This is a genomic window from Streptomyces sp. NPDC004539, from assembly GCF_040610055.1.
GTDB lineage: Bacteria > Actinomycetota > Actinomycetes > Streptomycetales > Streptomycetaceae > Streptomyces.
Map to the genome: position 1 here is coordinate 594,669 of NZ_JBEXLS010000003.1, position 26,085 is coordinate 620,753.

General features: G+C 71.4%; 24 protein-coding genes and 1 pseudogene. 14 read left to right on the forward strand and 11 right to left on the reverse strand.

Annotation, left to right across the window (positions count from 1 at the left end; translation table 11 throughout):
* Nucleotides 1–139 precede the first annotated feature (139 nt).
* The 5 genes from ABZX85_RS09135 to egtA are packed head-to-tail and all read right to left on the reverse strand — an operon-like array spanning nucleotide 140 to nucleotide 4,729.
* On the reverse strand, nucleotides 140–352 hold the full coding sequence (locus ABZX85_RS09135) for a dodecin (protein ID WP_355864012.1): 213 nt from the start codon (nucleotides 350–352) through the stop codon (nucleotides 140–142).
* 45 nt (nucleotides 353–397) lie between these two features.
* Nucleotides 398–1,360, reverse strand: a complete 963-nt coding sequence (gene egtD, locus ABZX85_RS09140) for an L-histidine N(alpha)-methyltransferase (protein WP_355864014.1) — start codon at nucleotides 1,358–1,360, stop codon at nucleotides 398–400.
* Nucleotides 1,357–2,130, reverse strand: coding sequence for an ergothioneine biosynthesis protein EgtC (gene egtC, locus ABZX85_RS09145; protein ID WP_355864016.1), 774 nt, complete (start codon nucleotides 2,128–2,130; stop codon nucleotides 1,357–1,359). The genes egtD and egtC overlap by 4 nt, the downstream gene beginning before the upstream one ends.
* Nucleotides 2,130–3,455, reverse strand: a complete 1,326-nt coding sequence (egtB, locus tag ABZX85_RS09150) for an ergothioneine biosynthesis protein EgtB (protein WP_355864018.1) — start codon at nucleotides 3,453–3,455, stop codon at nucleotides 2,130–2,132. The genes egtC and egtB overlap by 1 nt, the downstream gene beginning before the upstream one ends.
* Nucleotides 3,452–4,729, reverse strand: coding sequence for an ergothioneine biosynthesis glutamate--cysteine ligase EgtA (gene egtA, locus ABZX85_RS09155; protein ID WP_355864020.1), 1,278 nt, complete (start codon nucleotides 4,727–4,729; stop codon nucleotides 3,452–3,454). Before egtA ends, egtB begins: the two co-directional genes overlap by 4 nt.
* 315 nt (nucleotides 4,730–5,044) lie before the next feature.
* Between egtA and ABZX85_RS09160 the strand changes: the two genes are divergently transcribed.
* Nucleotides 5,045–5,887 (forward strand): TIGR02452 family protein, encoded by an 843-nt coding sequence (locus tag ABZX85_RS09160; protein WP_355864022.1) that lies wholly within the window; start codon nucleotides 5,045–5,047, stop codon nucleotides 5,885–5,887.
* 59 nt (nucleotides 5,888–5,946) lie between these two features.
* Here the strand turns inward: ABZX85_RS09160 and ABZX85_RS09165 are convergent, their stop codons facing one another.
* From ABZX85_RS09165 to ABZX85_RS09175, 3 genes are all read right to left on the reverse strand, one after another.
* A complete protein-coding gene (locus tag ABZX85_RS09165; protein ID WP_355864024.1) occupies nucleotides 5,947–6,393 on the reverse strand; it encodes a type II toxin-antitoxin system PemK/MazF family toxin in 447 nt (148 codons plus the stop codon).
* 177 nt (nucleotides 6,394–6,570) lie between these two features.
* Nucleotides 6,571–8,049 (reverse strand): SPFH domain-containing protein, encoded by a 1,479-nt coding sequence (locus tag ABZX85_RS09170; RefSeq protein WP_355864026.1) that lies wholly within the window; start codon nucleotides 8,047–8,049, stop codon nucleotides 6,571–6,573.
* 134 nt (nucleotides 8,050–8,183) lie between these two features.
* Nucleotides 8,184–8,402, reverse strand: a complete 219-nt coding sequence (locus tag ABZX85_RS09175; protein ID WP_355864028.1) for a hypothetical protein — start codon at nucleotides 8,400–8,402, stop codon at nucleotides 8,184–8,186.
* 151 nt (nucleotides 8,403–8,553) lie between these two features.
* On the opposite strand from ABZX85_RS09175, the gene ABZX85_RS09180 reads away from it, so the two are divergent.
* Both ABZX85_RS09180 and ABZX85_RS09185 read left to right on the forward strand, forming a co-directional pair.
* Nucleotides 8,554–9,954, forward strand: a complete 1,401-nt coding sequence (locus tag ABZX85_RS09180; protein WP_355864030.1) for a glycoside hydrolase family 43 protein — start codon at nucleotides 8,554–8,556, stop codon at nucleotides 9,952–9,954.
* Nucleotides 9,955–10,079: 125 nt separating this feature from the next.
* Nucleotides 10,080–11,174: pseudogene (locus ABZX85_RS09185) on the forward strand (FAD-dependent oxidoreductase); the annotation flags it as partial.
* A gap of 266 nt (nucleotides 11,175–11,440) precedes the next feature.
* Here the strand turns inward: ABZX85_RS09185 and ABZX85_RS09190 are convergent.
* The 3 genes from ABZX85_RS09190 to ABZX85_RS09200 all read right to left on the reverse strand — a co-directional run bounded on the left by ABZX85_RS09190 (nucleotide 11,441) and on the right by ABZX85_RS09200 (nucleotide 14,622).
* Nucleotides 11,441–12,985: an AMP-binding protein gene (locus ABZX85_RS09190; RefSeq protein ID WP_355864032.1), complete on the reverse strand. Its 1,545-nt coding sequence runs from the start codon at nucleotides 12,983–12,985 to the stop codon at nucleotides 11,441–11,443.
* A gap of 158 nt (nucleotides 12,986–13,143) precedes the next feature.
* On the reverse strand, nucleotides 13,144–14,043 hold the full coding sequence (locus ABZX85_RS09195; RefSeq protein WP_355864034.1) for a hypothetical protein: 900 nt from the start codon (nucleotides 14,041–14,043) through the stop codon (nucleotides 13,144–13,146).
* Between the two features lie 138 nt (nucleotides 14,044–14,181).
* Nucleotides 14,182–14,622: a VOC family protein gene (locus tag ABZX85_RS09200; protein WP_355864035.1), complete on the reverse strand. Its 441-nt coding sequence runs from the start codon at nucleotides 14,620–14,622 to the stop codon at nucleotides 14,182–14,184.
* Nucleotides 14,623–14,862: 240 nt separating this feature from the next.
* Here ABZX85_RS09200 and ABZX85_RS09205 point away from each other — a divergent pair, with 240 nt between their 5' ends.
* The 11 genes from ABZX85_RS09205 (at nucleotide 14,863) to ABZX85_RS09255 (ending at nucleotide 26,038) form a co-directional block, all read left to right on the forward strand.
* Nucleotides 14,863–16,314, forward strand: a complete 1,452-nt coding sequence (locus ABZX85_RS09205) for a histidine kinase (RefSeq protein WP_355864037.1) — start codon at nucleotides 14,863–14,865, stop codon at nucleotides 16,312–16,314.
* Complete coding sequence (locus ABZX85_RS09210; RefSeq protein WP_355864039.1) at nucleotides 16,311–16,973, forward strand: response regulator transcription factor; 663 nt, start codon at nucleotides 16,311–16,313, stop codon at nucleotides 16,971–16,973. Before ABZX85_RS09205 ends, ABZX85_RS09210 begins: the two co-directional genes overlap by 4 nt.
* A gap of 95 nt (nucleotides 16,974–17,068) precedes the next feature.
* On the forward strand, nucleotides 17,069–17,557 hold the full coding sequence (locus ABZX85_RS09215) for a hypothetical protein (protein WP_355864041.1): 489 nt from the start codon (nucleotides 17,069–17,071) through the stop codon (nucleotides 17,555–17,557).
* Nucleotides 17,558–17,653: 96 nt separating this feature from the next.
* A complete protein-coding gene (locus ABZX85_RS09220; protein ID WP_355864043.1) occupies nucleotides 17,654–18,424 on the forward strand; it encodes a methyltransferase domain-containing protein in 771 nt (256 codons plus the stop codon).
* A gap of 267 nt (nucleotides 18,425–18,691) precedes the next feature.
* Nucleotides 18,692–19,159: an NUDIX domain-containing protein gene (locus ABZX85_RS09225; protein WP_355864045.1), complete on the forward strand. Its 468-nt coding sequence runs from the start codon at nucleotides 18,692–18,694 to the stop codon at nucleotides 19,157–19,159.
* Nucleotides 19,160–19,255: 96 nt separating this feature from the next.
* On the forward strand, nucleotides 19,256–20,224 hold the full coding sequence (locus tag ABZX85_RS09230) for a Gfo/Idh/MocA family oxidoreductase (RefSeq protein ID WP_355864047.1): 969 nt from the start codon (nucleotides 19,256–19,258) through the stop codon (nucleotides 20,222–20,224).
* A gap of 72 nt (nucleotides 20,225–20,296) precedes the next feature.
* The gene (locus ABZX85_RS09235; RefSeq protein WP_355864049.1) at nucleotides 20,297–21,592 is read left to right on the forward strand and encodes a DegT/DnrJ/EryC1/StrS family aminotransferase; all 1,296 of its coding nucleotides are present in this window, start codon (nucleotides 20,297–20,299) and stop codon (nucleotides 21,590–21,592) included.
* The gene (locus ABZX85_RS09240) at nucleotides 21,589–22,278 is read left to right on the forward strand and encodes a methyltransferase (protein ID WP_355864051.1); all 690 of its coding nucleotides are present in this window, start codon (nucleotides 21,589–21,591) and stop codon (nucleotides 22,276–22,278) included. The genes ABZX85_RS09235 and ABZX85_RS09240 overlap by 4 nt, the downstream gene beginning before the upstream one ends.
* On the forward strand, nucleotides 22,275–23,096 hold the full coding sequence (locus ABZX85_RS09245) for an inositol monophosphatase family protein (RefSeq protein WP_355864053.1): 822 nt from the start codon (nucleotides 22,275–22,277) through the stop codon (nucleotides 23,094–23,096). Before ABZX85_RS09240 ends, ABZX85_RS09245 begins: the two co-directional genes overlap by 4 nt.
* 24 nt (nucleotides 23,097–23,120) lie before the next feature.
* A complete protein-coding gene (locus ABZX85_RS09250) occupies nucleotides 23,121–24,686 on the forward strand; it encodes a carbamoyltransferase C-terminal domain-containing protein (protein WP_355864055.1) in 1,566 nt (521 codons plus the stop codon).
* A gap of 113 nt (nucleotides 24,687–24,799) precedes the next feature.
* Nucleotides 24,800–26,038 (forward strand): hypothetical protein, encoded by a 1,239-nt coding sequence (locus ABZX85_RS09255; protein ID WP_355864057.1) that lies wholly within the window; start codon nucleotides 24,800–24,802, stop codon nucleotides 26,036–26,038.
* The last annotated feature ends 47 nt before the right edge of the window (nucleotides 26,039–26,085 follow it).

Below are 26,085 nucleotides of genomic sequence, written 5' to 3' on the forward strand. Positions count from 1 at the left end.
GGTGGTGGTCCGGTGCGGCGCCGTTGTGGCTGGTCGCGCCGTTCCCCGCGCCCCTTGTGGGGGGGGGGCAAGCCCCCCCCCACACCCCCCTGCGCAGTTCCCCGCGCCCCTGAAAGAGGTGGCTGGGCGGTTCGGCCTTTTAGTTCTCCTCCAGTCTGAAGCCCACCTTCAGGCCCACCTGCCAGTGGGCCACCTCGCCGTTCTCGATCTGGCCTCTTACCTGGGTGACCTCGAACCAGTCGAGGTTGCGGAGGGTCTGGCCGGCTCGGGTGATGGCGTTGCGGACGGCCTGGTCGACGCTGTCGGGGGAGGTGCCGACGATTTCGGTGACGCGGTAGGTGTGGTTCGACATGGGTCCACCGTGCCTCAGGTGGGCGGGGGGCGCGAGGTGGCGTGGTCAGTGGGCGGTGGAGAGGGAGAGGGCGAAGCGGCCGGCGGTGTCGGTCCACCAGTGGGTGAGGTCCAGGCCGGCGGCGGAGAGTTCCGTCTTGATGCCCTGCTCGCGGAACTTCGCGGAGACCTCCGTACGCATCTCCTCGCCCGGCGTGAAGTCGATCGCCAGGTCGAGCGCGGGGATCTTGACGGTCTGGGCGGTGCGTGAGCGCAGGCGCATCTCGATCCACTCGTGGTCGCGGTCCCAGAGGGCGACGTGGTCGAAGGAGTCGGGGTGGAAGTCGGCGCCGAGTTCGCGGTTGACGACGTCGAGGACGTTCTTGTCGAACGCTGCGGTGACCCCGGCGGAGTCGTCGTAGGCGCGGACGAGCGTGGTCTCGTCCTTGACCAGGTCCGTACCGAGGAGAAACGTATCGCCGGGGGAGAGGAGCGCGCGGACGGCCGCGAGGAACGTGGTGCGTTCGGCGGGGACGAGGTTGCCGATCGTGCCGCCGAGGAAGGCGAGGAGACGGGGGCCGGGGGTCTCGGGGAGCCGGAGTTCGGTGGTGAAGTCGGCGATGAGGGCGTGGATGGTGAGGCCGGGGTGCTCGGCGAGGAGGGCCTCGCCGGCCTGGGTGAGGGCGCTCTCGCTGACGTCGACGGGGACGTACGTGTGCAGGCCGGTCAGCTCGGCGAGGAGGTGGCGGGTCTTGTCGGAGGAGCCGGAGCCCAGCTCCACGAGGGTGCGGGCGCCGGACGCCGCGGCGATCTCGGGGGACCGGTCGAGGAGGATCTCACGTTCGGCCCGGGTGGGGTAGTACTCGGGCAACTCCGTGATCCGGTCGAAGAGTTCGCTGCCCCGCGCGTCGTAGAACCACTTGGGCGGCAGCCACTTGGGGTTCGCGGTCAGGCCGCGCAGGACATCGGCGCGCAGGGCCGCGTCGGTGGCGCCCTCGGGCAGGGTGCGGGTGAGACGGAACGGGCTCACGGACGGGGCTCCTTCGGTGCGGCGAGATCCTTGAGGGGGGTGGTGAGGACCTCGGTGCGGGTCGCGGTGAGGAGAGTGGCGTCGGGGACCTCCTGCCAGGCGGGGCTGTCGTCGTACGGTTCGGAGGCGACGGTCGTGCGGTGGCCGGGGGTGGTGAGGTACCAGAGGGAGTCGCCCCAGGTGGTCGCCGCGATCGAAGTGCCGTCCGTCACCAGGAGGTTGAGACGGGAGCCCGGGGCCGCCTCGGCGACCTCGGTGACCGTCGCGGACAGGGCGTCGGCCAGGGGCTCGCCCCTGCGCAGGCGGGCCAGCAGCAGGGCCCAGACGAACGCCGAGTCCGTACGCGCCTCCAGGGACAGCAGGTCCGTCGGTGTGAGGACCGAGGTGAGGGCGGCCATGCTGTGCGGCCAGCCCTTCACCGACCCGTTGTGGCTGAACAGCCAGCGGTCCGCCGCGAAGGGCGCCGCCGCGGCCTCCCCGTCGGCGCCGGGGAGGGTCGCGTCACGTACGGCGGCCAGCAGCGCGCCCGTGCGTACGACGCGGGCGAGGTCGGTGAAGGAGGGGTCGGCCCAGATCGGGACGGCGCGGCGGTAGCGGGCCGGTACGGGATCGCCGTCCGCGTACCAACCCACCCCGAAACCATCGGCGTTGACCGTCCCGAAGCGCTGGTGACGGGGCTCCCAGGACTGGCGGAACAGGCTGCGCGGAGGGTCCTTCACGACACTGCCGAGCGGCAACGGGGCGCCCACGTAGGCGAGGTGACGGCACATCAGACGGCCCCCGAGCGGGCCGTACGGAAGCCGGAGAAGATCTGGCGGCGGACGGGATAGTCCCAGTTGCGGAACGTCCCCCGGCAGGCGACCTCGTCCACGGCGAACGAACCGCCGCGCAGGACCTTGTACTCGGGGCCGTGGAACACCTCGGAGTACTCCTTGTACGGGAACGCCCTGAACCCGGGATAGGGCAGGAAGTCGCTCGCCGTCCACTCCCACACGTCGCCGATCAACTGCCGTATCCCCAGCGGCGATTCACCCGCCGGGTAGCTTCCGGCGGGGGCCGGGCGGAGGTGGCGCTGGCCGAGGTTGGCGTGCTCGGGCGCCGGGTCGGCGTCACCCCACGGATAGCGGCGGGAGGTGCCGGTCGCCGGGTCGTGGCGGGCGGCCTTCTCCCACTCCGCCTCGGTCGGCAGCCGGCGCCCGGCCCAGCGGGCGTACGCGTCGGCCTCGTACCAGGAGACGTGCACGACCGGTTCCTCGGGCGGCACGACCTCGGTCACCCCGAACCGGCGGCGCAGCCACTGGCCGCCGTCGCCGTGCCAGAACTGGGGTGCGCGGATGCCGTGTTGGCGGATGTGTGCCCAGCCGGCGGGGTGCCACCAGCGGGGCTCGTCGTAGCCGCCGTCCTCGATGAAGCGGAGGTAGGCGCCGTTCGTGACGGGCGTCGTGTCGAGGTGGAAGTCGGGCACCTCGCGGCGGTGCGCGGGGCGTTCGTTGTCCAGGGCCCAGGGTTCGGAGTCCGTGCCCATGGTGAACTCCCCGCCCGGGACGAGGACTTCGGCCGGACCCGTGAACAGGGGCACCGGGTTGGGGTCGGGCGCGGTCAGCGCCTGGGGGCCCGTGCGGAGCTGATGGGTGATCAGCATCGTCTCGTCGTGCTGCTGTTCGTGCTGGGCGATCATCCCGAACGCGAACCCGGCCTCCGTGAGCCGGCTGCCGTGGAAGTCGGCCCGCTCCAGCAGGTCGAGGACTCTGCCCCGGACCTCGGCCGCGTACGCGCGGGCCTCCGCCGGCGGCAGCAGCGGCAGCGACGGGCGCTCCGAGCGGGGGTGCTCGAACGCGTCGTACAGCGTGTCGATCTCCGGACGCATCGGGTCACCACCGCCGACCGCCCGCAGCAGCCACAGCTCCTCCTGGTTGCCGATGTGCGCGAGGTCCCAGACCAGCGGCGACATCAGCGGGGAGTGCTGCGCGGTGAGGTCGGGGTCCTCGACACACGACGTGAGCAGCGTCGTGCGAGCACGGGCCGTCGTCAGGGTGACCAGCGCCCGCTCGCGTATCGCCTCGGGGTCGACGGGGGATTCGGGGGCGGCGGTCATCGGTGGATCTCCTCGCCGTACAGGCTGTCGAGCAGGTCGTCGGCCGGGGTGCGGCCGGGGATTATGTGGTGGTCGTGGAAGGTGCGGACGGCGTCGATGACGGCTGGGGAGGCGCCGAGGCGGGGGAGGGCTTCGAGGGCGGCGGTGAAGCAGGTGAGGGCGACGGCGTGGAGTTCGGGGTCGGTGAGGCCCTCGCGGGCGGCTGTGATCCACAGGGGGTTGTGGGGGGCGGGGCCCTGGGCGCGTTCCGCGAGGGGTTTTGCCGCGCGGTAGGCGGTCTCGGCGGCCTCCGGGTCGTCGAACAGGGCCGTCGCCACCGCGAGCGGGACGATCCAGCCGTTCTCGCCGGGTTGCGCGTCGATCATCCGCAGCTCCAGGTGGCCGCGCGGGCGGACCGGCGGGAACAGGGTGGAGATGTGGTAGTCGAGGTCGGCGCGGGTCGGGGCGCCGGTGCGGGTCCAGTCGCGGAAGGTGAGGCCGTCCGGGACGTCCCAGGGGCCGCTGTCGCGTCGTACGCACATCACCGGGGCGTCCAGGACCAGGCGGGACCAGGCGTCGCGGGGGGTTTCGGCCAGGTCGGGGCCGCCGGCGCGGCCCGTGCCGATCTCCATCCACAGCAGTTGGCGGGTCGAGCGCCAGCCGGTGGGCTCCGCGCCGAGCAGCGGGGAGTTCGCGAACGCGGCGACCAGGACGGCGCCGAGGTGGTGGGCGAGCCACCAGCGCCGGCCGAGCCCGAGGGGGCCCGGTTCCTCGTACCCGGCGTCCAGGCACACCTGCACCGACGCGGACGTGCACATCATGGCCCGCCCCGCCGGGCCCGTCCGGTCCAGGCATGCCTCCATCGCGTCGTAGCGCGGTTCGCGCAGGTAGCGGCGGGGGGAGTGCCAGGGGTCGGTGCCGATGCCGGAGAGGGCGAGGCCGTGGGCCTTGAGCGCCGTGCGGACGGCGGTGAGGTCCGCCGAGACCGTGTCCACGCACTCCGTGAGGGAGGCGGCGGGGCGGGAGCTGAGCTCCAGCTGGCCGCCGGGTTCCACGGTCAGGGCCGAGTCGAGCGGGAGGTGGCGCAGAGCGGCGTAGGCCGCTTCCAGTCGGTCGCGGGTCACAGGGAGGCGGGGTTCGGTCAGCTCGTGCACGAGCCACTCGACCTCGACGCCTACGGTCCTCGGCGGGCCGGTCTTGAAGCAGATGCCCCTGACCAGGGCCTCCACCTCGGCCTCCGTCACGGCGGTGCGGCCGTTCGTACAGTCGCCGCCGTCATTCGATGAATCGGACATTCGGGACCCTCCTGAGGTTCCACCATGCCACCGGTTCGGCTCGGACGGGTGTCCGGCCGGGATCACTCGTCCCAGCCAAAACCCTCCGGGCGGATACCACAAGGGGGCGAAACGGGAGGGAACGGTGCCGGATGTGGGTGTTCCGGGGGCGGTTCTCTTCCGGAGGCGGGATGTTCCGGCGGTGTTCTCCGGGGGGTACGAGGGCTTGTGCGGGGCGGGAAATTCCGTTGCGGGGCGGTGGTGGGGCGCGGACGATGGCTGCATGTGCACGACAGGGGGAAGCGGCGCGGTCATGGCGTCCACGGGGGTGACGCCATGAGCGCGCGGTTGCGGGGGATCGCCCGGGAGACCGTCGGCGTCGTCGCGGCGGGGAGTTATCGGGGGCTCGGTGGGGGTGAGGTGTTCCTCGCGGACGCCGTCGCCGCCGCCCGCAAGGGGACGGTGATGGTGGGGCCCGGGGCCGTCGACCGCGCGCCGGTCGGCGCCGTGCCGGGGACCGTCTTCTCGGACGCCGTCTCCTCGGACACCGTTTTCGAGGTCACCGGGGAGAGCAGTCTTGAGGCGGCCCGGAGGCTGGCGGATCGGCCGGTCGCCGTGCTGAATTTCTCTTCCGCGCGTAATCCCGGCGGGGGTTTTCTCAATGGGGCACAGGCTCAGGAAGAGGCTTTGTGCCGGGCCTCCGCCCTGTACGCGTGTCTGCTTGAGGCGCCGGAGTTCTACGCCTATCACCGGGCTCATCGTGATCCCTTTTACAGTGACCGGGTGATCTATTCGCCCGGGGTTCCTGTGTTTCGGGACGATCGTGGGCGGTTTCTCGACGAGCCGTATTCCGCCGGGTTCCTGACTTCCGCCGCGCCCAACGCCGGGGTGATCCGGCGGACGCTGCCGGAGCGGGTGGGGGAGGTGCCGGGGGCCGTGGCGGCGCGGGCGGAACGGGTGCTGGAGACGGCGGTGGCGTACGGGTATCGGCGGGTGGTGCTGGGGGCCTGGGGGTGCGGGGTGTTCCAGAACGACCCGGGGGTGGTGGCGGAGGCGTTCGGGGGGCTGCTGAAGGACGGGGGGAGGTTTTCCGGGGTGTTCGAGCGGGTGGTTTTCGGGGTGCTCGACAGGACTTCGGGGGCTGTGGTGCGGGGGGCGTTCTCGCGGGTTTTCGACTGACGTGTTCCGGGTTTTCGCCGTAAAGAGAAGAGGGCCGCTCTCGGCGACCCTCTTTTTCGTCACGTCCAGCCGTACCTCTCGTGCAACCGCTGCCTCACGAGATTGAACCGGCCCCGGTCCAGCGCGCACGCCTCCCTGCGCATGCCCTCCTCGTGCAGCCGCAGCACCCGGTCCACGTCCACCCACGAGTCCCGGCCCGACTTGTCCCACGGGCCGTTCCCGATCGGCACCCACTCGCGGTCGCCGTCGTGCCGCTTGCTGGAGAGCTGGACCGCGAGCACCGTCCCCCGGGACTCGCGGGCCACGACCAGTACGGGGCGGTCCTTGCCCCGTCCGTCGTTCTCCTCGAAGGGCACCCAGGTCCACACGATCTCACCGGGGTCGGGGTCCCCGTCGTGCTCGGGCGCGTACTCGGTACGCACACGGCCCACCTCGTGGGGGTCGGCCTCGGTGGTGGCGGCGGCGCCGAAGCGGCCGGGGACGTCGTCATCGGGGAACGTGCTCACGGGGGCACTTTAGACGGGGGCGGGAGGTGAGGCGGAAGGGGGTTCGGTGCCGGCCCACCGCTTCCCCGGCCCACCGCTTCCTCGGGTCACCCCTTCCCAGGGTCGCCGCTTTCCCGGCCCACCGGGGAGCCCGGCGGCGGGAGTTGGGCCGGCCCGCCGCCGGGGACGCTGTGGCAGCTACTCCTCGTCCACCGTCACCTTCTTGAGGGCGGGCGGCGCGGCAGCCTCCTGAGGGCGGGCCGGTTCGGCGGTCCCGTTCGGGTTCATCGTCGACAGCAACTGCCGTGCCAGCCCCAGCCCGGTGCCGCCCATCGTCAGCGCCTTGGCGAACAACTCGCCCATCCCGTCGGCCCCGTTGAGGAGGACCATGTTGTCGACGTTGCCGAAGGCGGAGGCCCCGGCCTGGACGATCTCCGGCCACTTCTCGGCGAGTTGCTGGGCGACGACGGCTTCCTGGTTGTCGGCGAGGGCGGCGGCGCGAGCCTTGATGGCCTCGGCCTCGGCGAGCCCCTGCGCCCGGGTCGCCTCGGCCGCCGCGAGCCCCTTGGCCTGGGCGGCGGCGGCCTCCGCCTCGCCGGTGGCGCGGGTGGCGGCGGCGGTCGCGGTGCCGCGCGTCTTCGTCGCCTCGGCCTCGGCGCCGGCGGCCTGCTTGACGCGGGTCGCCTCGGCGGCAGCCGCCAGCTCCGTCTCCTTCGCCTTGGCCTGGGCCGCCGAGATGCGCGCGTCGCGCTCGGCCTCGGCGAGCGTGCGCTTCTCGTACGCCTTCGCGTCGGCCGGTTTGCGGACGTCCGCCTGGAGCTGCTGTTCGCGGCGGTGGGCTTCGAGTTCGGCGACGCGGGTCTCCTGGACCACGACCTCCTGGCGGGCGCCGGCCTCGGCGAGCGGACCCGCCTGCCGGGCCTTCGCCGCCGCGTGGTCGCGTTCCGCCTGGTAGCCGGCCTGGAGGATCTCGCTGTCGCGCGTGGCCTCCGACATCCGCGCGGCGGCCTGCTGCTCCGCCTCGGTCGCGAGCCGGTTCGCCTCGGCCTGCGCGATGCGCGCGTCGCGCTGGACGGCCGCCGCGTGCGGCATCGCCAGGTTCTGGATGTAGCCGGTGGGGTCCTCGATCTCGTGGATCTGGAGCGAGTCGACGATCAGCCCGAGCTTCTCCATCTCCGACCCGCAGGCCGCCCGGGTCTGCCCGGTCAGCTTCTCCCGGTCCCGGATCATGTCCTCGACCGTCAACCCGCCCACGATGGACCGCAGATGACCGGCGAACACGTTGTGCACCCGTTCGGACATCAGCCGCTGCTGGTCCAGGAACCGGCGGGCGGCGTTGGCGATCGACACGAAGTCGTCACCCACCTTGAAGATGACGACGCCCCGCACCTTCAGCGGAATCCCCTGGTGCGTCACGCAGTCCACGTGCAACTCGGTCTCGTTGAGGTCCAGCGACAGCTTGCGCACCGCCTGCACCCCCGGCAGCACGAGCGTGCCGCGCCCCGTGACGATCCGGAACCCCATGCCCGCTTCGAGACCCTCGGTCCGATGGTTCGAACCCGAGATGATCAACGCCTCGTTGGGCTCCGCGACCCGCCACATCATCTTGAACACACCGATCAGCGCGAGAACGGCGACAACCGCCACCCCCGCAACGACGCCGACGACCATCGGCATACGCCCCCTTTGGATGGTGCCCTTTCGGCACCGAACGAAAGGGAGTGTGCGCCTGCGCGCGGCCCAGGAGAAGACACCGCCCGATCTTTGTCACAACCTTGACGAACACCGCTCTCACCTGGGGGTTCGTACGCTCAACTGTCGTACGCGGCGGTGACGTAGACGGTCCTCGGCGGCAGATGCTCCATCACCATCACCACCGTCCCCTTCTCGATCCGCTCCCCGCTGTTCGCCGGGTACGCGAGGAAGTGCTCCGCCCCGCCCCGCACCCTGACGATGACCTCCCCGACGAGCCCGGGACCGACCGCCCCCGTGACCCGCCCCATCAGCCCGACCATCGACGCGTCGTCCATGGGGGAAGGGTAGAGCAGGTCGGCGGCGGCACAGCGGGTCCACAGTCCTGCGTGAACCATTGACGTGTCTCAGTCACACCCCTACCTTCTGATCGACTTTCCGAACCTTGTTCGACAGGTCGAACCCCCTGAAGCCTGAGGGAGAGCCGCCATGACCCCACAGTCCCACCCGCATCCCCCCACCCCCTCCCGCCGCAGCCTGCTGCGCGCCCTGGCCGTCGTCCCCGCCGCCGCGTTCGTCCTCGGTGAGGCGCCCGGCCTCCTCGGCACCGCCCTCGCCGCCGCGCCCCCCAGCGGATCGGCCACGAGATACACCATCGTCCCGTTCCTGAACAGCAACGACGGCACCGTCAACGTCTACACCTCGGACGACGGCACCGACTTCCGGCTCGCGAAGTCCTCCGCGTACACGCCGCCGAGCAACCGCATCCGGGACGCGAGCGTCTTCAAGCACACGGACGGCTACTACTACCTCACGTACACCACGCACACCTGGCAGGACGTCAGTACGACGATCGGCTTCGCCCGCAGCTCCGACCGGCTCAACTGGACGTTCCTGTACGACTACACGGTCCCGATCACCAACCTCTCCCGCGCCTGGGCCCCCGAGTGGTTCGTCGACAGCGACGGCAGTGTGAACGTCATCGTGTCCTGCTCCCTCACCAGCGACGAGTGGATCTTCACCCCCTACCGGCTGCGGGCCACCAACTCCGCCCTCACCGCCTGGAGTTCCCCGGTCGCCCTCTCCGGCATCGGCGCCAACCACATCGACACGTACATCGTGAAGACCGGCTCGACCTACCACGCGTTCACGAAGAACGAGACGACGAAATACATCGAGTACGCGACGGCCACCTCCCTCAACGGCCCCTACACGCTCTCGAAGACCGGCGACTGGGCGGGCTGGGGCAGCTACCGCGAGGGCCCCTCGGTCATCCAGCTCGACAACGGCGCCTGGCGGATCTACTTCGACGGCTACGGCGACGGCAATTACTACTACAGCGACAGCTACGACACCTTCGCGACCTGGTCCGCCCCCAAGGCCCTGCCCGCCGTCTCCGGCACGGCCCGCCACTTCACGGTCGTCAAGGAGACCGTCACCGGCGGCCCCGCGATCACGAAGAACGCGACCCGCTCCTTCCAGTCCGCCAACTACCCCACCCGGTACTGGCAGTCGCAGTCCTCCCTCCTGAACCTCCCGGTCGTCACCAGCGCCGGTACGACCGCCGAGAAGCAGGCGTCCACCTTCACCGTCGTCGCCGGACTCGCCGACTCCAGCGGCTACTCCTTCCGCGACTCCTCCGGCAACTACCTCCGCCACTGGGACTTCCGGGGCCGTTTCGACGCCAACGACGGCACGACGACGTTCGCCCGCGACGCCACGTTCGTCGCCCGCACCGGCTCCACATCGAGCGCCGTCCGCTTCGAGTCCTACAACTACCCCGGGTACTACCTGCGCCACTACAACTACCAGCTCCGCGTCGACCCGACCGACGCCACGGACCTGTTCCGGGCCGACAGCTCGTTCGTACCGGTGACGGCCTGGGCCTGAGCCGAACGGCCGCCGGCCGGCCGGCCCGTGAGCGTGGCGGGTTGCGCGGGGCCGGCGGCCGGGCGACGCTCGCGCGGACAGGTTCGCCGTCGCTGAGGAGTGTCGTGGCCGGGTACGCGGAGATCGTGGTCGTCGGGGCGGGGATGTTCGGCTCGGCGGCGGCCAAGTACCTCGGCCGGGCGGGGGCCGACGTCCTGGTGATCGACGCCGCGGGGGCGGGCGGGGACACGCTCGCCGGGTACGGCGCGCACTCCGACGAGGCCAGGATCGTACGGCGGCTGGGCTGGGACCGGGTCTGGGGGACGCTGGACGCGCGTGCGGCGGGGCGGCTGCGCGGTATGGAGGCGGAGTCGGGGACGGAGTTCTTCACCGAGTGCGGCGCTCTCGCGCTGCTCGGCAAGGGGGCCAGGGACCGGACCGCGGAGATGCTGCGGCTGTGCCGTGCCGCCGGTGTCCCGGTCGAGGAGATGGACGAGTCGGCCCTCGGCGCGGAGTTCCCCGGGCTGGGGATTCCGCCGGTGAGCGGCGGGGTGGACGGTCTGCTGGAACGGCGCAGCGCCGGTCATCTGAACCCGCGCCGGATGGTCGCCGCCCAGCTGGACCTCGCCGTCGCGGCGGGCGTCCGGCTGACGCGCGGTCATGTGAGCGCCGTACGCGAGGGCGGTACGGCCGGGGGCTGGTCGGTGCGGGTGGTGAGCGAGGGGAGCAGCAGGGAGGTCCGGGCCGAGAAGGTCGTCGTCACGACCGGGTCCCTCGTCAACCGCAGCGGGGCGCTGCCCGCCGGGTGCGTACTCGATCTCCGGACGTTCACCGAACCCAACCTGCTCCTCGAAGTCACCGGCGAGCAGGTGGAGCGGCTGCGCGCGCTGCCGACCGTCGTGGTCGTCGATCCCGAGGACCGCGGCGACGCCAACCTGTCGTCCTACCTGCTGCCGCCGGTCCGCTACCCCGACGGCAGGTGGTACGTGCGGATCGGCCCGGGAATGCAGCCCCTCGTCCGTGAACTGCGCACGGCCGAGGAGGTGTTCGCCTGGTACTCCGGCGGGACGATCACGCCGGAGCAGTCGGAGTTCCTGCACGCCATGACGCGTACGCTGCTCCCCGCGCTGGGCCCGGTCTCCGTGCGTACGGCCCGCTGCGTCGTCGACAAGACACCGACCCGTCACCCCTACATCGGCGCCCTCGACGGCCACCCTGGTCTGGTCGTGGCGGTCGGCGGCAACGGGCACGGGGGCCCGCGGCTCCGACGAGATCGGACGGCTCGCGTCGCTGCTCGTGCTCGGCGGGGAGTGGGACTTCCCGCTGCCGCAACAGGTGTTCGCCCCCGTGACGGCACCTCAGGCCGGGCGGCCAGGCGAAGGGCGGCCAGGGGAAGGGCGGCCCGGGGAGGAGAGGCCCTCCTACCTCACGCCGCCCTTCGGACTCTGCTGAGCCACCGAGTCGGCCGCCGCCCTCCCGGCAGGGGACAGCGGCCGTCCCTGCGTGGTCAGTTGACGTGCCGCTCCCGCCCCTCCCAGTACGGCGCCCGCAGTTTGAACTTCTGGATCTTGCCGGTCGCCGTACGGGGAATCGTGTCCCGGAACTCGACGCTCGTCGGCGCCTTGAACCCCGCGAGGTGCTCCTTGCAGTGGGCGATGATGTCGGCCTCGGTGACCGTGGCGCCCGCCGTGCGCACGACCAGCGCCTTGACGGTCTCGCCCCACTTGGAGTCGTCGGGCACGCCGATGACGGCGACCTCGGCGACGGCGGGGTGGCTGAAGATGGTGTCCTCGACCTCGATGGACGAGACGTTCTCGCCGCCGGTGATGATGACGTCCTTCTTCCGGTCCGAGATGGTGAGATGACCGTCGGCGGGGTCGAGGGAACCGCCGTCGCCGGTGTGGAACCAGCCGTCGGCGAGGGCGTCCGCCGTCTCCTCGGGCTTGTCCCAGTACCCGTCGAGGACGACGTTGGAGCGGGCCAGCACCTCACCGCCGTCGGAGACTTCGAGGCGTACGCCGAGCGCCGGGAGCCCCGCGCGGGACAGCTTGCGGGAGCGGTCGCGGGCGGGCAGGGCGGCGTCCTCGGGGCGGGTGCGGTTGAACGTCAGCAGGGGAGAGGTCTCGGTGAGGCCGTAGATCTGGGTGAACTCCCAGCCCAGCTCCTCCTCCACGCGCTGGATCAGCCGGCTCGGCGGCGGCGCCCCCGCGCACACGATCCGCACCCGGTCCCGCCCCGGGATCTCGCCCGCCCAGTCCGCCGCCGCGTTCAGCACCGTCCCCCACACGGCCGGCGCCCCGCACATCAGCGTCACCCCGTGCTGCTCGACCCGGCGCAGGATCTCCGCCCCGTCGACCTTCCGCAGCACGACCTGCCGCGCGCCGAGCCCCGCCATCACGTACGGCATGCCCCAGCCGTTGCAGTGGAACATCGGCAGCGTGTGCAGATAGACGTCCCCCTCCCAGGCCCGCGTGTGCAGCCCGAACGTCAGCCCGTTGACCCAGATGTTGCGGTGGGTGAGCTGAACTCCCTTGGGCCGCGCGGTCGTTCCCGAGGTGTAGTTGATCGTCGCCGTCGCGTCCTCGTCGGGCTTCGCCCACGGCCGCGGCTCCACCCCGAACCGCATCAGCTCACGGTCCGTCTGCTCCCCGAGCACGAAGCGGTGCGGTACGGCGATGTCGGCGAGCGTGTCCGCGAGTTCGGCGTCGACCAGCAGCACCGAGGCGCCGCTCTGCTCGACGACGTACGCGATCTCCTCCTGTTTGAGGCGGAAGTTGACGGGCACGCAGATCCGCCCGCTCATCGGTACGGCGAACAACAGCTCCAGCAGGCGGGCCGAGTTGTGGCTGACCACCGCGATCCGCTCGCCCTCGCCGACGCCCAGCCGGTCGAACCCGGCCTGCCAGGCCCGGACCCGTTCGGCGAGGCCGCCGTACGTGGTCGCCGTGACCGGCGGCGCGGGCTGGTCCGGCTCGTCGACGACCCCGGGACTGCGGGCGAAGCCGAGCTCCGCGCGGTCCAGGAAGTCCGCGATCGTCATCGGAACGCGCATCGCTTGTCCTCACTCCCCATCGGTGGACGATGTCCCTGATGCTCCCCGCGCGGGGCGGGGGTGACGCCTGTCGCGCCGACGGCTCAACAGGCCGGGCGCCGGGGAGGTGACGCGCGGAGGTCCGCCGGATGGCTTCCGGCGGACCGCGGTCGACGGTGTTACAGGCCGTACCGGCTCTTCAGGTGGCGCCAGAAGTCACGGAACATCCACTTGTCGAACTCCGTGATCTGGGCGGCCGATCCGGCTTTCATGAGGAAGCAGCACTGGCCGGTCGGAGTCCAGTCGTAGAAGTCGTCCAGGCCGAAGGTGTGGCCGACCTCGTGCAGGTAGATGTGGATGTTGTCCTGGTCGAGGGTGTTGACGAAGTACTCCTGTCCGACCCGCTGGCCCCAGTCGCCCCCGGCTCCGCCGCCGAAGCCCTTGGTGAGCCAGAGAGACTGGTCGTAGTGGCGGGCGGCGCCGCCGGGACAGCGGGAGTAGTTGCCGTCCTGGTGGAAGAAGCGCCCGCAGTCGGGTGAGCACTGCGGGGCGTTCTCGTTGATGTTGTTGACGTAGATGTCGACGGAGTTGTCGCTCCACTGGAGGGTGGAGCGGTTGCGCACCGCCCAGCCGACGATGTTGACGGGCACGTTGGTGTACGGCCAGGCGTTCGTGCCGGTGCCGTTGTCCAGCATCGCCGCCATCCACTTGGCGAACTGCCGTTTCAGGTTGGCGTGGATACGGTCGCGCAGGGCGGCGCTGACGGGGGCGTCGGAGTCCCACCGTACGCAGTAGTTGATGCTGCCCCGGTTGGCCATCACCTGGTCCCAGCCGTAGTTGCGGAAGCCGTAGAGGTTCGGGTACGTCGTCTCGACGTGCCGCCAGACCTCGTTGAGCGGCTGGACCAGGTTCGAGGGCGGGGTCCACTGGTCGGCGGCCAGGGCCTCGCCGGACGCGACCGCTGGGGAGACGTTCGCGGCCGGCGCGGCCTGCGCCAGGGAGAGACCCGTACCGGGGGCGGCGGTCAGGAGGGCTATGGCGGCGAGGAAGGTGGCTAGACGTGCAAGGAACGTACGCATGGCGAACTCCCTTGGTGGGGGGTGGACTTCACTGTCCGGCTGGGGGTCGCCGCGGGGTCCGCCGAAGGTTGCCGCGCGTTATGAATTGGGCATGACAATAAGGGTTCGGGTGTCAACCGGGGCGGGAGGCGTGGGCGTTCAGCCGAGCTGTTCCGCGAGACCGACGACGATGCCCTCCGGGCCGCGTACGTAGCAGAGCAGGTAGACGTCCTCGTAGCGGACGATCTCACCGACGAGTTCGGCGCCGTGGCCCCGCAGACGGGCGACCGTGTCCGCGATGTCGTCGACGGCGAACATGACCCGGCGCAGGCCGAGGGTGTTGGCCGGGGCGTCGCGGGGCTCGGGGACGACGGCCTCGGGGGTGTGGAACCTCGCCAGCTCCACCCGCCCGTGCCCGCCCGGCACCCGCAGCATCGCGACGTCCTGACGGACCCCGTCCAGCCCGATGACCCGCTCCGCGCCCGGCCAGTCGAGCGGCCCGCTGCCCTCCAGCTCCAGACCCAGCTCGACGAAGAACGCGATCACGGCGTCCAGGTCCTCGACGACGATGAGGACGTTGTCCATCCGCTGGACCGCCATACCGGGACCTCCTCGACGGACACGTGGACGGGACCACGGCAGCCGTCTCCTTGTGAGCGGGCGGGGCACAGCCACGGTAGCCGTTCCCGGCGGTACTGGTACCCGGGTACCACTCCCCGCCCCAGGATTCCCCTCCGGTCCCACGCTCCCGCCCCGCCCGGCCCCTACCGTCGAGGACACCCCCGAGAGGCGCCCCGCGCCCGGTCTCGCCGCGAAACCCCGATCGAGGACAATGAGGACATGACACACGACCCCGGTATCGACGCCGCCTGGGCGCACCCGGTGCTGGGGCGGCTGCTGCGCGACCAGGACCGGCGGCGGCGCCTCGACCAGCGGCACCCCTGGCTGCTGGACACCGGGGTCGTGCTCGTCGTCGTCCTGATGACCCTGCCCGACCTGCTGTGGGGGCACGGGACCTCGCCGTTCGGGGAGGCGGACGAGCGGGAGCGGCTGCCGGTGGGGGTGCTGGTCCTGCTGAACGCCGCCTTCGTCGTCCCCCTCTGGTGGCGCCGCCGGGCCCCCGCCGTGACCTGCTTCGTGATCGCCGCCGTCACGCTCGCGCAGTGGTCGCTGGCGGTGTGGACGCCGGCCGGGATGAGCACGCTGGTCGCCCTGTACAGCCTGGCGCGGTGGGGGTCGCTGCGGGCGCTCGGGTGGGCGGTGCTGGTGACCTTCGGCGGACTCGCGCTGGCCGTCTTCGTCCTCGTGCCGGTCCACAACCCGCTCGTCGGCGCCTTCTTCCTGCTGGGCACGGCGACGGCGGCCGTCGCGACCGGGCTGACGCTGCGCATCCGCCGGATGTACCTGGAGGCTCTGGAGGACAGGGCCCACCGCCTGGAGATCGAGCACGACCAGCGGGTCCGGCTCACCGCCGCCGCCGAACGCTCCCGCGTGGCCCGCGAGATGCACGACATCGTCGGCCACAACCTCTCCGTCATGGTGACCGTCGCCGACGGCGCCGCCACCCTCGCCGCCCACCGCCGCGAATCCTCCGAGGAACCCCTCCGCGTCCTCGCCGACACCGGCCGCCAGGCCATGAGCGAACTCCGCCGAGTCCTCGGCGTCCTACGCGAAGAACCCGACGACGTACGGCCGTTGGGGCCCCAACCCGGCGTCCGCGACCTCGACCCGCTGCTGGCCCGCGTCCGCGCGGCGGGCCTCACGGTGACGTACCGCACCGTCGGCGACCCCGACTCCCTCGGCAGCGGCGTCCAGCTCACCGTGTACCGGATCGTGCAGGAGTCGCTCACGAACACGCTCAAGCACGCGGGGGTGGGGGCGGAGGCGGAGGTGACGGTGACGGTGAAGGCGGGGGAGGTGGGGGTCCGGGTCGTCGACGACGGGGGGAAGGGTGGGGGTGGACGGGGCGGCGGGGTCGGAAGGAGTGGCGGAGGTGGACGGAGCGGCGGGGGCGGTGGGAGTGGGCGTGGCGCGGGTGTCGGGAGTGGCGGGGGCGGTGGGAGTGGCGTTCGCGCCGACGACGGTCTCAGCCACGATCCCGGCCGCAGCACCAGCCCCAGCCCCGACCACGGTCCCAGCCCCAGACCCAGCCCCGACCACGGTCCCGGGCACGGCCTCGTCGGTATCCGTCAGCGCGCCGCCATGTACGGCGGCACCGTCGTCACCGGGCCCCGGGACGCCGGGCCCGGCTGGCTCGTGGACGTCGTCCTCGACACCCCGGGAGCACCGTGACCACCGTCCTCGTCGCCGACGACCAGCCCCTCCAGCGGATGGGCGTCCGCATGCTGATCGAAGGGACCCCCGGCCTCACGCTCGCCGGTGAGGCCGCGCACGGCGCCGAGGCCGTCCGCCTCGCCGCCGAACTCCGTCCGGACGTCGTCCTCATGGACATCCGCATGCCCGGCATGGACGGCATCGAGGCCACCCGCCGCATCGTCGGCTCCGGCGGGCGCTCCCGCGTCCTCATCGTCACCACCTTCGACCTCGACGAGTACGCCCACGACGGCCTCCGCGCCGGCGCCAGCGGCTTCCTCCTCAAGGACGCCCGGCCGGAAGAACTGGTCGCCGGCATCCACGCGGTCGCCACCGGCGACGCCGTCGTCTCCCCCCGCCTCACCCGCCGCCTCCTCGACGCCTACGCCCACCGCGTCCTCGCCCCCACGGACACCCCCGAGACCGACCCCCGCCTCCGCTCCCTCTCCGACCGCGAACGCGAGGTCCTCGTCGCCGTCGGCCGGGGCTGGACCAACACCGAGATCGCCGAACACCTCGTCCTGACCGAGTCGACCGTCAAGAAACACGTGGGGCGAGTCCTGGCGAAGGTGGGGGCACGGGACCGGATTCAGGCGGTGATCGTGGCTTATGACACGGGGCTGGTGCGGGCGAAATAGCCGCGGGGCTTCGTCGCTGCACAGGACTTCGGCCGTCTCGGACGTGGCGTCGCTGACGCCTGGCTCGACCAAGAACGACTAGGGAAAGTGGAGCGATGCAGGAACGTACCCCGATAGGGCCTCTTGATCGATTTTTCGGTGTGCTGGAGGCTGCTCCTGTAGTGGTGGTGCAGTTTCTGTATCGCTCCGTTCTCGGGAAGAGCAAGAGGGGTAGGGGGAGTGCGGATTACCGTGCCGACCTGGTGGCATGGTTGCGGGCAGGGCAGCGGGGTGAGTGCTCGCCCGGTGGTGCGCGGGATATTTTCAGCCTCGCGGCAGCTCACTGGGCTCTTTTCGCGGGGTTGGGGCTTTTGGTCGCCATGTTCTTGGACTATCTTTTCGGTGTTTCTTTCGATGTTGTCATCGGTATTTCGTTCACATTGTTCCCGTCTTTCGCTCTGGCGTCGTCCGTCGATGCTTTTCTGGCTCGTTCGGAAAGGGGTAGGGGTGTTCGGGGCGGGGTGTACACGCCGGTGCGCAATCGGTGGGCGATGACATTCGTGTCGATCTGTGTACTGGCTTCGGTCTGGGCGATCGTGCTCTGAGAAGAGGCCGTCTTTTGGGGTGGTGGCGTCGGCGAGTAGCTTCTACGGGACGACGGGCCTCTACGTCGGCTTCCCCCTCACGCTCGGGAGATCCACATGGCCAGTGACCCCTCCGCCACCGTCGACGGGAACATCCACGTCGGCTACTGGGACGGCCCAGAGGACGACAGCTCTCTCGATCAGGCCACCGACCGGCTCACCGACCTCGTCGCGGGGCGGCTGTGTGCCGGGCCGGGGCAGCGGCTGCTGGACGTCGGCTGTGGGACCGGGCGCCCCGCGCTGCGGATCGCGGGGGCGACCGGCGCGAGGGTGTCGGGGATCTCGGTCAGTGAGGAGGACATCGGGCTGGGCCGGGGGCGGGCGGAGGCCGCGGGGCTCGGTGAGCGGGTGGATTTCCGGTATGCGGACGCCTGTGCGCTTCCTTTCGGGGAGGCGACCTTCGACGGCGCGTGGGCGATCGAGTCGCTGATGCACATTGCCGACCGGACGGCGGTCATCGGCGAGATCGCCCGGACTCTGCGCCCCGGCAGCCTGCTGGTCGTCACCGATGTGCTGCTGAGGTCCCCTGTGACAGGGGACGCCGCCGAGACGGTCCGGCGGACGGGGCGGGCGTTCGGGGCGCCCTCCTTTCCCGGGCCGCGGGAGCTGCGGACGGCCGTCGAGCGGGCCGGTCTGGAGCTGGTGGGGTTCGAGGACATCGGGGAGCACGTCCGCCGCACGTACCAGGCGTTCGCCGACGCCTATGCCGACGTCGCTCCGGGCGCCGACGAGCGGCACCACGAGTTCTTCAGCTTCACCCGCTCGCTCCCGGAGTTCGGGGCGCTCCCGGAGATCGGGTACGTCGTGCTGGTCGCCCGCCGGCCGTGAAGAGGGCGGACGATCCGGCCAAGATGTTCCCCGGGGAGCGGCCGGCGGTGGCAGAAAATTCGGTTCGGGTGGAATACGGCGAGAAAAGTCATGGCCCAGGGGTCGGGGAGGGAGGGGTTCCGGAGACTGTTGGTGAATGCGCCCGTGCATTGATTTCCGGATCGTGTCAAGGGGAATTTCAGGGCGTCCGAAGAATTGTGTACGGGGTCGGGTGATGTCCGGGACGCCCGGTAGCTTAAAAGCATGGAAAACGGGATTCCCCGACAAATGTTCGGCCCATGGGAATGTGTGACCGATCCCCGGCGGATAGTGGGTGCGCTGATCCGGGACCCTGAGGGGCGGATCTTCGTCCAGCGGCGTTCGGCCGGCCGCCGCCTGTTCCCCGGGTGCTGGGACGTGGTGGGCGGGGCCGTGGAGCCGGGGGAGACCCTGCTGGACGCGCTGTCCAGGGAGACGGCGGAGGAGACCGGGTGGCGGCTGCGCCGGGTCCTCGCCCGGGTGGCGCACGGGGAGTGGACGGCGGACGGGGTGCGGCACGTCGAGTCGGACTACGTCGTCGAGGTGGACGGCGACCTCGACGCGCCCGTACTGGAGAAGGACAAGCACACCGAGTTCGCCTGGATATCCGCCGGGGAGACCGCCCTGCTCGACGAGAACACGGCGCTCGGCGGAAACACCTTCATCAAGGACGTCGTGACGGCGGCGCACACCTGGCTCGCCACGCGGCCCTCCTGAACCGTCCGGTTCACCGTCGAACGACATTCCGCGCGGGGGATATTCCACGGACCCGACAGGGGGTTGACGGACATGCGTCCGCGATTACGTGTACTGATGGTCGGATTCGCCGGACACCAGGGAAAGGAATATCTGCCGATCGTGCGGGAGAGCGCGGACGTCGTCGGCGGCGTCGACCCCGCCCCGGCGGCCCCCTCACTCGCCGACGCGTGGGGATTCCCGCACTACGACGGCCTCGCCGAGGCCCTCGACGCGGTCGAGTTCGACGCGGCCCTGGTCACCGTCCCGCACAGCGAGCACTTCCCGGTCTGCGTGGCCCTCCTGACCCACGGCAGGCACGTCATCAAGGAGAAGCCGTTCGCCGTCACCGAGCAGGAGGCCCGGCACCTGATCCACCTCGCGGGGCGCGCCGACCGCAGCGTCCTCACGCTGCTGCAACGCGACTTCGACCCCGTCTTCCGGTTCGCCCGCGACAACCTCGTACGGATCGGGGAGCCCTACTGGTTCTCCTACGACTACCACTTCAACCTGGCGCATCCGACGACCGGTTGGCGCGCCTCCCGGGAACAGGCGCGGGGCGGTGTGCTCCTCGACATGGGCTACCACCTCGTCGACCTGCTGACCGGCATGTTCCCCGAACCCGCCCTGGTGCACTCCGCGTTCGCCCACCAGTACCCGCAGACCCGCGACCACCGGCTGGAGGACCTCGCCAGCCTCATGTACCGCTACCCGTCGACGGGACTGGTGGGCTCCCTGCGCATCTCGCGCCACCACCACGAGAAGAGCGAACACCTCTGCGTGCTCGGCACCGAGGGCGCGCTGAACGTCGCTCCCGGCTCCGCCACCCTGCACTCCGTGGGCGGCCTGCCCCTGGAGCACCACGTCCGCGACGGCGCCGGCACCGACGCCGTACGCGCCATGATCGCCCACCACCTGGCCCACCTCGACGACCGCCGTCACCGCCAGGACCACTTCCAGCGCCAGCTCGCCGCCGTCCGCACGATCGACGGGATCTACCGGGACCGGTCCCGCGAGCACGACGCGCTCACGGGCCGCTGCGCCTGACACGGCCGTACACCCCCGGACCTGCCGGCGCCGGCCGCCCCCCCCCGCAACTCCCCAGCGAAAGCAGGACGTATGACCACCCTCGACCGTCTCGCCCTCCTCGGCGGGACCCCCGCTGTGGAACAGCCGCGCCCGCACGAGGTGTGGCCGCCGCCCGCCGACGAGGCGGAGCTGTCGGAGCTGGCCGCGCAGCGCGACACCGACATCTCCATCAAGGGCAACAGCGGCCCCATCGGCCGCCTGGAGGCCGACTTCCTCGCCTTCCTGGACGGCGGCGCCCGCTACGCCGTCACCTTCAACTCCGGTACGAGCGCCCTCCTCGCCGCCTACTTCGCGCTCGGCGTGCGCGAGGGCGTCGACGTCGTGGGCCCGGCCCTCACCTACCACGCGGCGCTGAGCCCCGTCTTCGCGCTCCGGGGCGACGTCGTCCTCGCCGACATCGACCCCGCCACCCGGGGCCTGGCCCCGCGGGCGCTGGAGGCCGCGCTCACCGAGCACACCCGGGTCGTCACCGTCGTCCACCAGTGGGGCCACCCCTGCGACATGGACGCGATCCTGCGCATCGCCGAACGGCACGGGCTGCGGGTCCTGGAGGACTGCTCGCACGCCCACGGCAGCCGGTACAAGGGGCGGCCGGTCGGCACCTTCGGGGACGCCGCGGTCTTCTCCCTCCAGGCCAACAAGGCCGTGTACGCGGGGGAGGGCGGCATCCTCGTCACGAGCGACCCCGGGGTGCACGACCGCGCCGTCCTCCTCGGCCACTACCGGGACCGCTCCCGGGACGCCGTCCTCGACGAGGACCTGCGCGCGCACTGGGTCACCGGCTTCGGCCTCAAACTGCGCATGTCCCCGTTCAACGCGATCGTCGCCCGGCACGCCCTCGCCGCGTTCCCGGCCCGCAAGGAGGCCAGGCACCGCTGCCTGCGCCACCTCGGCGAACAGCTCGCCGACGTGCCCTACCTGGAGCCCGTCCACGTCGCCGGCCACGTCGACATGGGCGCCTGGTACGGCTACAAGCCGCTGTACCGGCCCGAGGCGCTGGGCGGCGTCCCCCGCTCCGTCCTCATCGAGGCCCTGCGCGCCGAGGGCATGGAGGTGGGCGCCCCCTCCGGCCCCCGCCTGTCGACCCTCCCCCTCTACGCCGGCCCGGACAACCCCCTCTTCCCCGGCACACCGAAGAAGGGCGCCGCGGAGAAAGGCGCCGCCCCTCACGCCGAACACGTCGAACGGCACGCCCTCTCCCTCCCCACCTTCACCGACTGGCCCGATGACAAACACCTCATCGACCAGTACGCCGAAGCCTTCCGCAAGATCGCCCGCCACCGCGACGCGCTCGTCGCGTACACGGCCGAGAGGCGGACCCGATGACCGTCGAGGAGACCCCCGAGACCGTCGCCCAGGCCCTCCACCACGCCCTCACCGGCGACGACCTCCCCGACTCCTTCACCCTCCTCGGCCGCGAATGGACCCTGCACCGAGGCGTCTTCCCCAGCACCCTCAGCGCCGCGACCGAGGTCATGGCCTCGATGGTCCCCTACCCGGCGGGCGGCTCCTTCCTGGAGGTCGGCAGCGGCACGGGCGTCATCGCCGTCACCGCCGCCCTCAGCGGCTGCGCCGCCGTCACCGCGCTCGACATCAACGCGAAGGCGGTCGCCAACACCGCCGCCAACGCCGAACGCCACGGCGTGACCGACCGGGTACGCGTCCTGCACAGCGACATGTACGACGTCCTCGGCCCCGACGACCGCTTCGACACCGTCTTCTGGAACGTCCCCTGGACCTACGTGGACGACGGCTACCCGCTCTCCACCGACCTGCACTCCGCCGTCTTCGACCCCGGCTACCGGGGCCAGGCCCGCTACGTCGCCGGCGCCCGCGACCACCTGGCCGACGGCGGCCGGCTCCTGCTCGGGACCGCCGACCTCGGGGACCGCGAACGGCTCGACGCGGTCGTCGAGGAGGCCGGGATGCGGGCCGAACTCCTGTGCCGGGTACGGCGGATCGAGGAGGTCCGGGTCATGGAGTACCACCTCCTCGAACTCCACGAGAAGTGAACGGGCCCGAGCCACGACGGGCCGACGCGTCACGACGGGCCGACCTCGAACTCGCCCTGCGCCTGGCCGACCTCGCCGACGGCATCACCGCCCGCCGCTTCCGCGCCCTCGACCTGCGCGTCCGCGAGAAACCCGACCGCACGCCGGTCACCGACGCGGACACCGCCGTCGAGAGCGCCGTACGCGACGCGCTGGGCCGGGCCCGGCCCGGGGACGCCTTCGCGGGGGAGGAGAGCGGCGGGCGGGTCGGGGCGGGGCGGACCTGGCTCGTCGACCCCGTCGACGGCACCAAGAACTTCCTGCGCGGGATTCCGGTCTGGGCCACCCTGATCGCCCTGCTGGAGGACGGCCGGCCGACGGCCGGCGTGATCAGCGCACCCGCCCTGCACAGCCGCTGGTGGGCGGCGGCCGGACTCGGCGCGCGGCTGCGCCGGGGACCGGCCGGCACCACCCCCGTACCCCTGCGGGTCTCCGCCGTCGGCCGCCTCGACCAGGCGTACCTGTCCACGACCAGCGTCCGCACCTGGGACGTCTTCCACTCGCGCGCGGCCTACCTGCGGCTGGCCGGGGCGTGCTGGGAGGACCGGGCCTTCGGTGACTTCCTCCAGCACTGCATGGTCGCCGAGGGCACCCTCGACATTGCGGCCGAACCGGTCGTCGCCCCCTGGGACATCGCCGCCGTACAGATCCTCGTGGAGGAGGCCGGCGGGCTGTGCACCGACCTGTTCGGCGGCTGCCCGAGGAGCGGGACCGGCGCCCTCTCCGCGAACCCGCGCCTGCACCGGCTCGCCGTCGACACCCTCTCCGCCGCCCCCTGAGTCACCTCAGAGAAAGGGACCACCGTGCTGATTCTCTCCCTCAAGGAAGGCCACGACGGGGCGATCGCCGCCGTCGAGGACGGCAGGCTGCTCTTCTCCCTGGAGGCGGAGAAGGACTCGTTCGCCCGCTACAGCAACGTGACCGCCGAGGTGTTCGCCGTGGCGGCGGAGCGGCTCGACAGGCAGCCGGACGTCGTCGCCGTGAGCGGCTGGATCAAGGGCACCCAGGCCACCGACCAGCCCTCGCGCGCAGGGTACTTCGGGGTGGGGCCGGCCGCGATCACCGACGAGGCCGGCCGGTTCTTCGGCAGGAGCGTGCGCCTGTTCTCCTCCACGCACGAGCGCTCCCACCTCATGACGTCCTACGGGATGTCCGCGTTCCGCCGGGACCAGCCCTTCTACAGCCTGGTGTGGGAGGGGAACATCGGCTCCTTCTACCGCATCGACGAGCGCGGGGAGATCACCCACCTCAAGGAGGTCCTCACCTACCCCGGCAACAAGTACTCCTACGGCTTCGCGCTCGCCGACCCGAAGTACAGCCCGCACGAGGAGTTCGTCCGCTTCCAGGACGCCGGCAAGCAGATGGCGCTCGCCGGATTCGCCGAGGACCGGCCCGTGACCCCGGCGGAGGCCGAGACGATCGACGCGATCCTCGGCCGGAGGGACGTCATCACCGGCGCCCTCAAGAACCGGATGACCGACTCCCCGTTCCACGACATCGGCGTGGAGACCGACGCGTACAAGAACTTCGCCGCCCGCCTGTCGGACGCGATCTTCGACCGGTTCGCCACGTACGCGCACCAGCATCTGACGGAGGGTCTTCCCCTGCTGATCTCGGGCGGCTGCGGGCTCAACTGCGAGTGGAACCGCCGCTGGCGCGAGTGCGGCCTCTTCCCCGCCGTGTTCGTCCCGCCCTGCCCCAACGACAGCGGCTCCGCGATCGGCACCGCCATCGACGCCCAGCACTTCTACACCGGGGACGCCGGTCTCGACTGGGACGTCTACGCGGGCGGCGAGTTCGTCGAGGACGTCCCGTTCGACGAGCACCGCTACGAGTCCCGCCCGCTGTGCCACGACGAGGTCGCCCGCCACCTGCGGGACGGGAACATCATCGGCTGGGCGCGGGGCCGCTGGGAGATCGGACCCCGCGCCCTCGGCAACCGGTCGATCCTCGCCGCCCCCTTCACCGCCGGGACGACCGCCAGGCTCAACAAGATCAAGCAGCGCGAGGGATACCGGCCCATCGCCCCGATCTGCCTCGAACAGGACGCCGGACGCTGGTTCGGCGGCGGGGTCCCCGACCCCTACATGCTCTACTTCAGCCACGTCGACTCCGCCGAACTGCGCGCCGTCACCCACGTCGACGGCACCGCCCGCACCCAGACCGTCGACCCGGCGGCCAACCCGGGGATCGCCCGGCTCCTCACCGCGTTCGGCGAGCTGACCGGCTTCAGCGTCCTGTGCAACACCTCCCTCAACTACTCGGGACGCGGCTTCATCAACCGCACCAGCGACCTGATCGCGTACGGCGAACTCCACGGCCTCGACGGGTACGTCGTGAACGACACGTTCGTCACGCCACGCCGTTGACACACGACCGGCCGCCCCCTGACCGATGATCGTGATCCGGCCGCCGGACCGTCGTCAAAAAACCCTGGTCTCGTTACGCACGTTCCAACTCGCCTTGAGTGAAACGAGGAGCTGTGCATCTGAGACACCGCCCGATCCGGCTGGTCCTGACGGCGGTCGCCGCCGGGGTACTGGCCGTGGGCGCGCCGACCGTCGCCCTCGCGTCGGTCACCGATCCGTCGGCCACCCCCGCGACGGCGCCGGCGGCGCCCAGCGACAGCCAGTGGAAGCAGCTCGCCCATATCGCCACCACCCCCTCCGTCCTCGGCGTCGCCGACTCCGGCACGGTCCTCAGGGTCGTCGCCGGCACGTCGGCCGCGGACAAGGCCAAGGTCCGGGAGCAGCTTCCGGCGGGCACGCCGACGACCGTCCAGGACAGCCGGTTCAGCAAGGACACCCTGGACAAGATCCGCACGGCGGTCACCGACCGCGCCTGGACCGGCGACGCCGACAAGTACGGTGTGGCCACCTCGTACGACGCCGCCACCGACAAGGTGACGGTCTACACGGACGCCCCCGACTCCGTCACGAAGCCGCTGACCAGCGCCTACCCGGGGGACATCGACCTCCAGCAGGCCCGCCTCGAACCGCAGACCAGCCGGTTCGCCGACGCCCAGCCGTTCTGGGCGGGCGCCGCGCTGGTCGGGAGCGTGGGCGCCCTGGCCGGCAAGTGCACGGCCGGCTTCGCCGTCGAGCAGCGGGCCACCGGTCACCTCTACATGACGACCGCCGGGCACTGCTACGCCAACCTGACGCACGTCTACAGCCGCGGGCAGAACGGCGCCTTCGGCAACTGGGTCGGACAGGTCACGCGCCGCAGCCAGGACCTCGACACCGAGCTGATGTCCGGCAACACGGCCAAGCCCTACGACAGCTTCATGTTCACCGGGGGACTCGCCGGCAGCGGCGCCTCGATGTTCGTCCACGGGACGGAGGTGCCCGACAACGGCACGAAGGTCTGCGTGAGCGGCTCCGTGTCGTTCAACCACTGCGGCCACCCGATCTCCAACAGCAGGTTCAGCATCTGCTACACGGGAGGCAACACCTGCATCAAGGACGGCAAGGGCTTCGTCTACGACCAGGGCGGCACGAACTGGCCGCGCTACGACAACGGGCAGCTCACGCAGCCGGGTGACTCCGGTGCCCCGATCTACACGACCGACGACACCGAGTCCGGGGCGTGGATCGTCGGCGGGCACTCGGGCGTGGTCATGCAGGCCGGCGGACCCTGTCACTGCTCGACGGAGCACATGGTCGGCGTGAACATCGCGGCGATCACCCAGGACCTGGGGGTCGAAGTCATCACCAGGTGACGGCCCCTCCCGGAGCCCCTGCGATGCCGGCCGCTTCCCCGAGGCGG

Coding starts and splice junctions, on each gene's coding strand:
- ABZX85_RS09135 (WP_355864012.1), bottom strand. CDS start 352: ATGTCGAACCACACCTACCGCGTCACCGAAATCGTCGGCACCTCCCCC.
- egtC (WP_355864016.1), bottom strand. CDS start 2,130: ATGTGCCGTCACCTCGCCTACGTGGGCGCCCCGTTGCCGCTCGGCAGT.
- egtB (WP_355864018.1), bottom strand. CDS start 3,455: ATGACCGCCGCCCCCGAATCCCCCGTCGACCCCGAGGCGATACGCGAG.
- egtA (WP_355864020.1), bottom strand. CDS start 4,729: ATGTCCGATTCATCGAATGACGGCGGCGACTGTACGAACGGCCGCACC.
- ABZX85_RS09160 (WP_355864022.1), top strand. CDS start 5,045: ATGAGCGCGCGGTTGCGGGGGATCGCCCGGGAGACCGTCGGCGTCGTC.
- ABZX85_RS09170 (WP_355864026.1), bottom strand. CDS start 8,049: ATGCCGATGGTCGTCGGCGTCGTTGCGGGGGTGGCGGTTGTCGCCGTT.
- ABZX85_RS09175 (WP_355864028.1), bottom strand. CDS start 8,402: ATGGACGACGCGTCGATGGTCGGGCTGATGGGGCGGGTCACGGGGGCG.
- ABZX85_RS09180 (WP_355864030.1), top strand. CDS start 8,554: ATGACCCCACAGTCCCACCCGCATCCCCCCACCCCCTCCCGCCGCAGC.
- ABZX85_RS09190 (WP_355864032.1), bottom strand. CDS start 12,985: ATGCGCGTTCCGATGACGATCGCGGACTTCCTGGACCGCGCGGAGCTC.
- ABZX85_RS09195 (WP_355864034.1), bottom strand. CDS start 14,043: ATGCGTACGTTCCTTGCACGTCTAGCCACCTTCCTCGCCGCCATAGCC.
- ABZX85_RS09200 (WP_355864035.1), bottom strand. CDS start 14,622: ATGGCGGTCCAGCGGATGGACAACGTCCTCATCGTCGTCGAGGACCTG.
- ABZX85_RS09205 (WP_355864037.1), top strand. CDS start 14,863: ATGACACACGACCCCGGTATCGACGCCGCCTGGGCGCACCCGGTGCTG.
- ABZX85_RS09215 (WP_355864041.1), top strand. CDS start 17,069: ATGCAGGAACGTACCCCGATAGGGCCTCTTGATCGATTTTTCGGTGTG.
- ABZX85_RS09220 (WP_355864043.1), top strand. CDS start 17,654: ATGGCCAGTGACCCCTCCGCCACCGTCGACGGGAACATCCACGTCGGC.
- ABZX85_RS09225 (WP_355864045.1), top strand. CDS start 18,692: ATGTTCGGCCCATGGGAATGTGTGACCGATCCCCGGCGGATAGTGGGT.
- ABZX85_RS09230 (WP_355864047.1), top strand. CDS start 19,256: ATGGTCGGATTCGCCGGACACCAGGGAAAGGAATATCTGCCGATCGTG.
- ABZX85_RS09235 (WP_355864049.1), top strand. CDS start 20,297: ATGACCACCCTCGACCGTCTCGCCCTCCTCGGCGGGACCCCCGCTGTG.
- ABZX85_RS09240 (WP_355864051.1), top strand. CDS start 21,589: ATGACCGTCGAGGAGACCCCCGAGACCGTCGCCCAGGCCCTCCACCAC.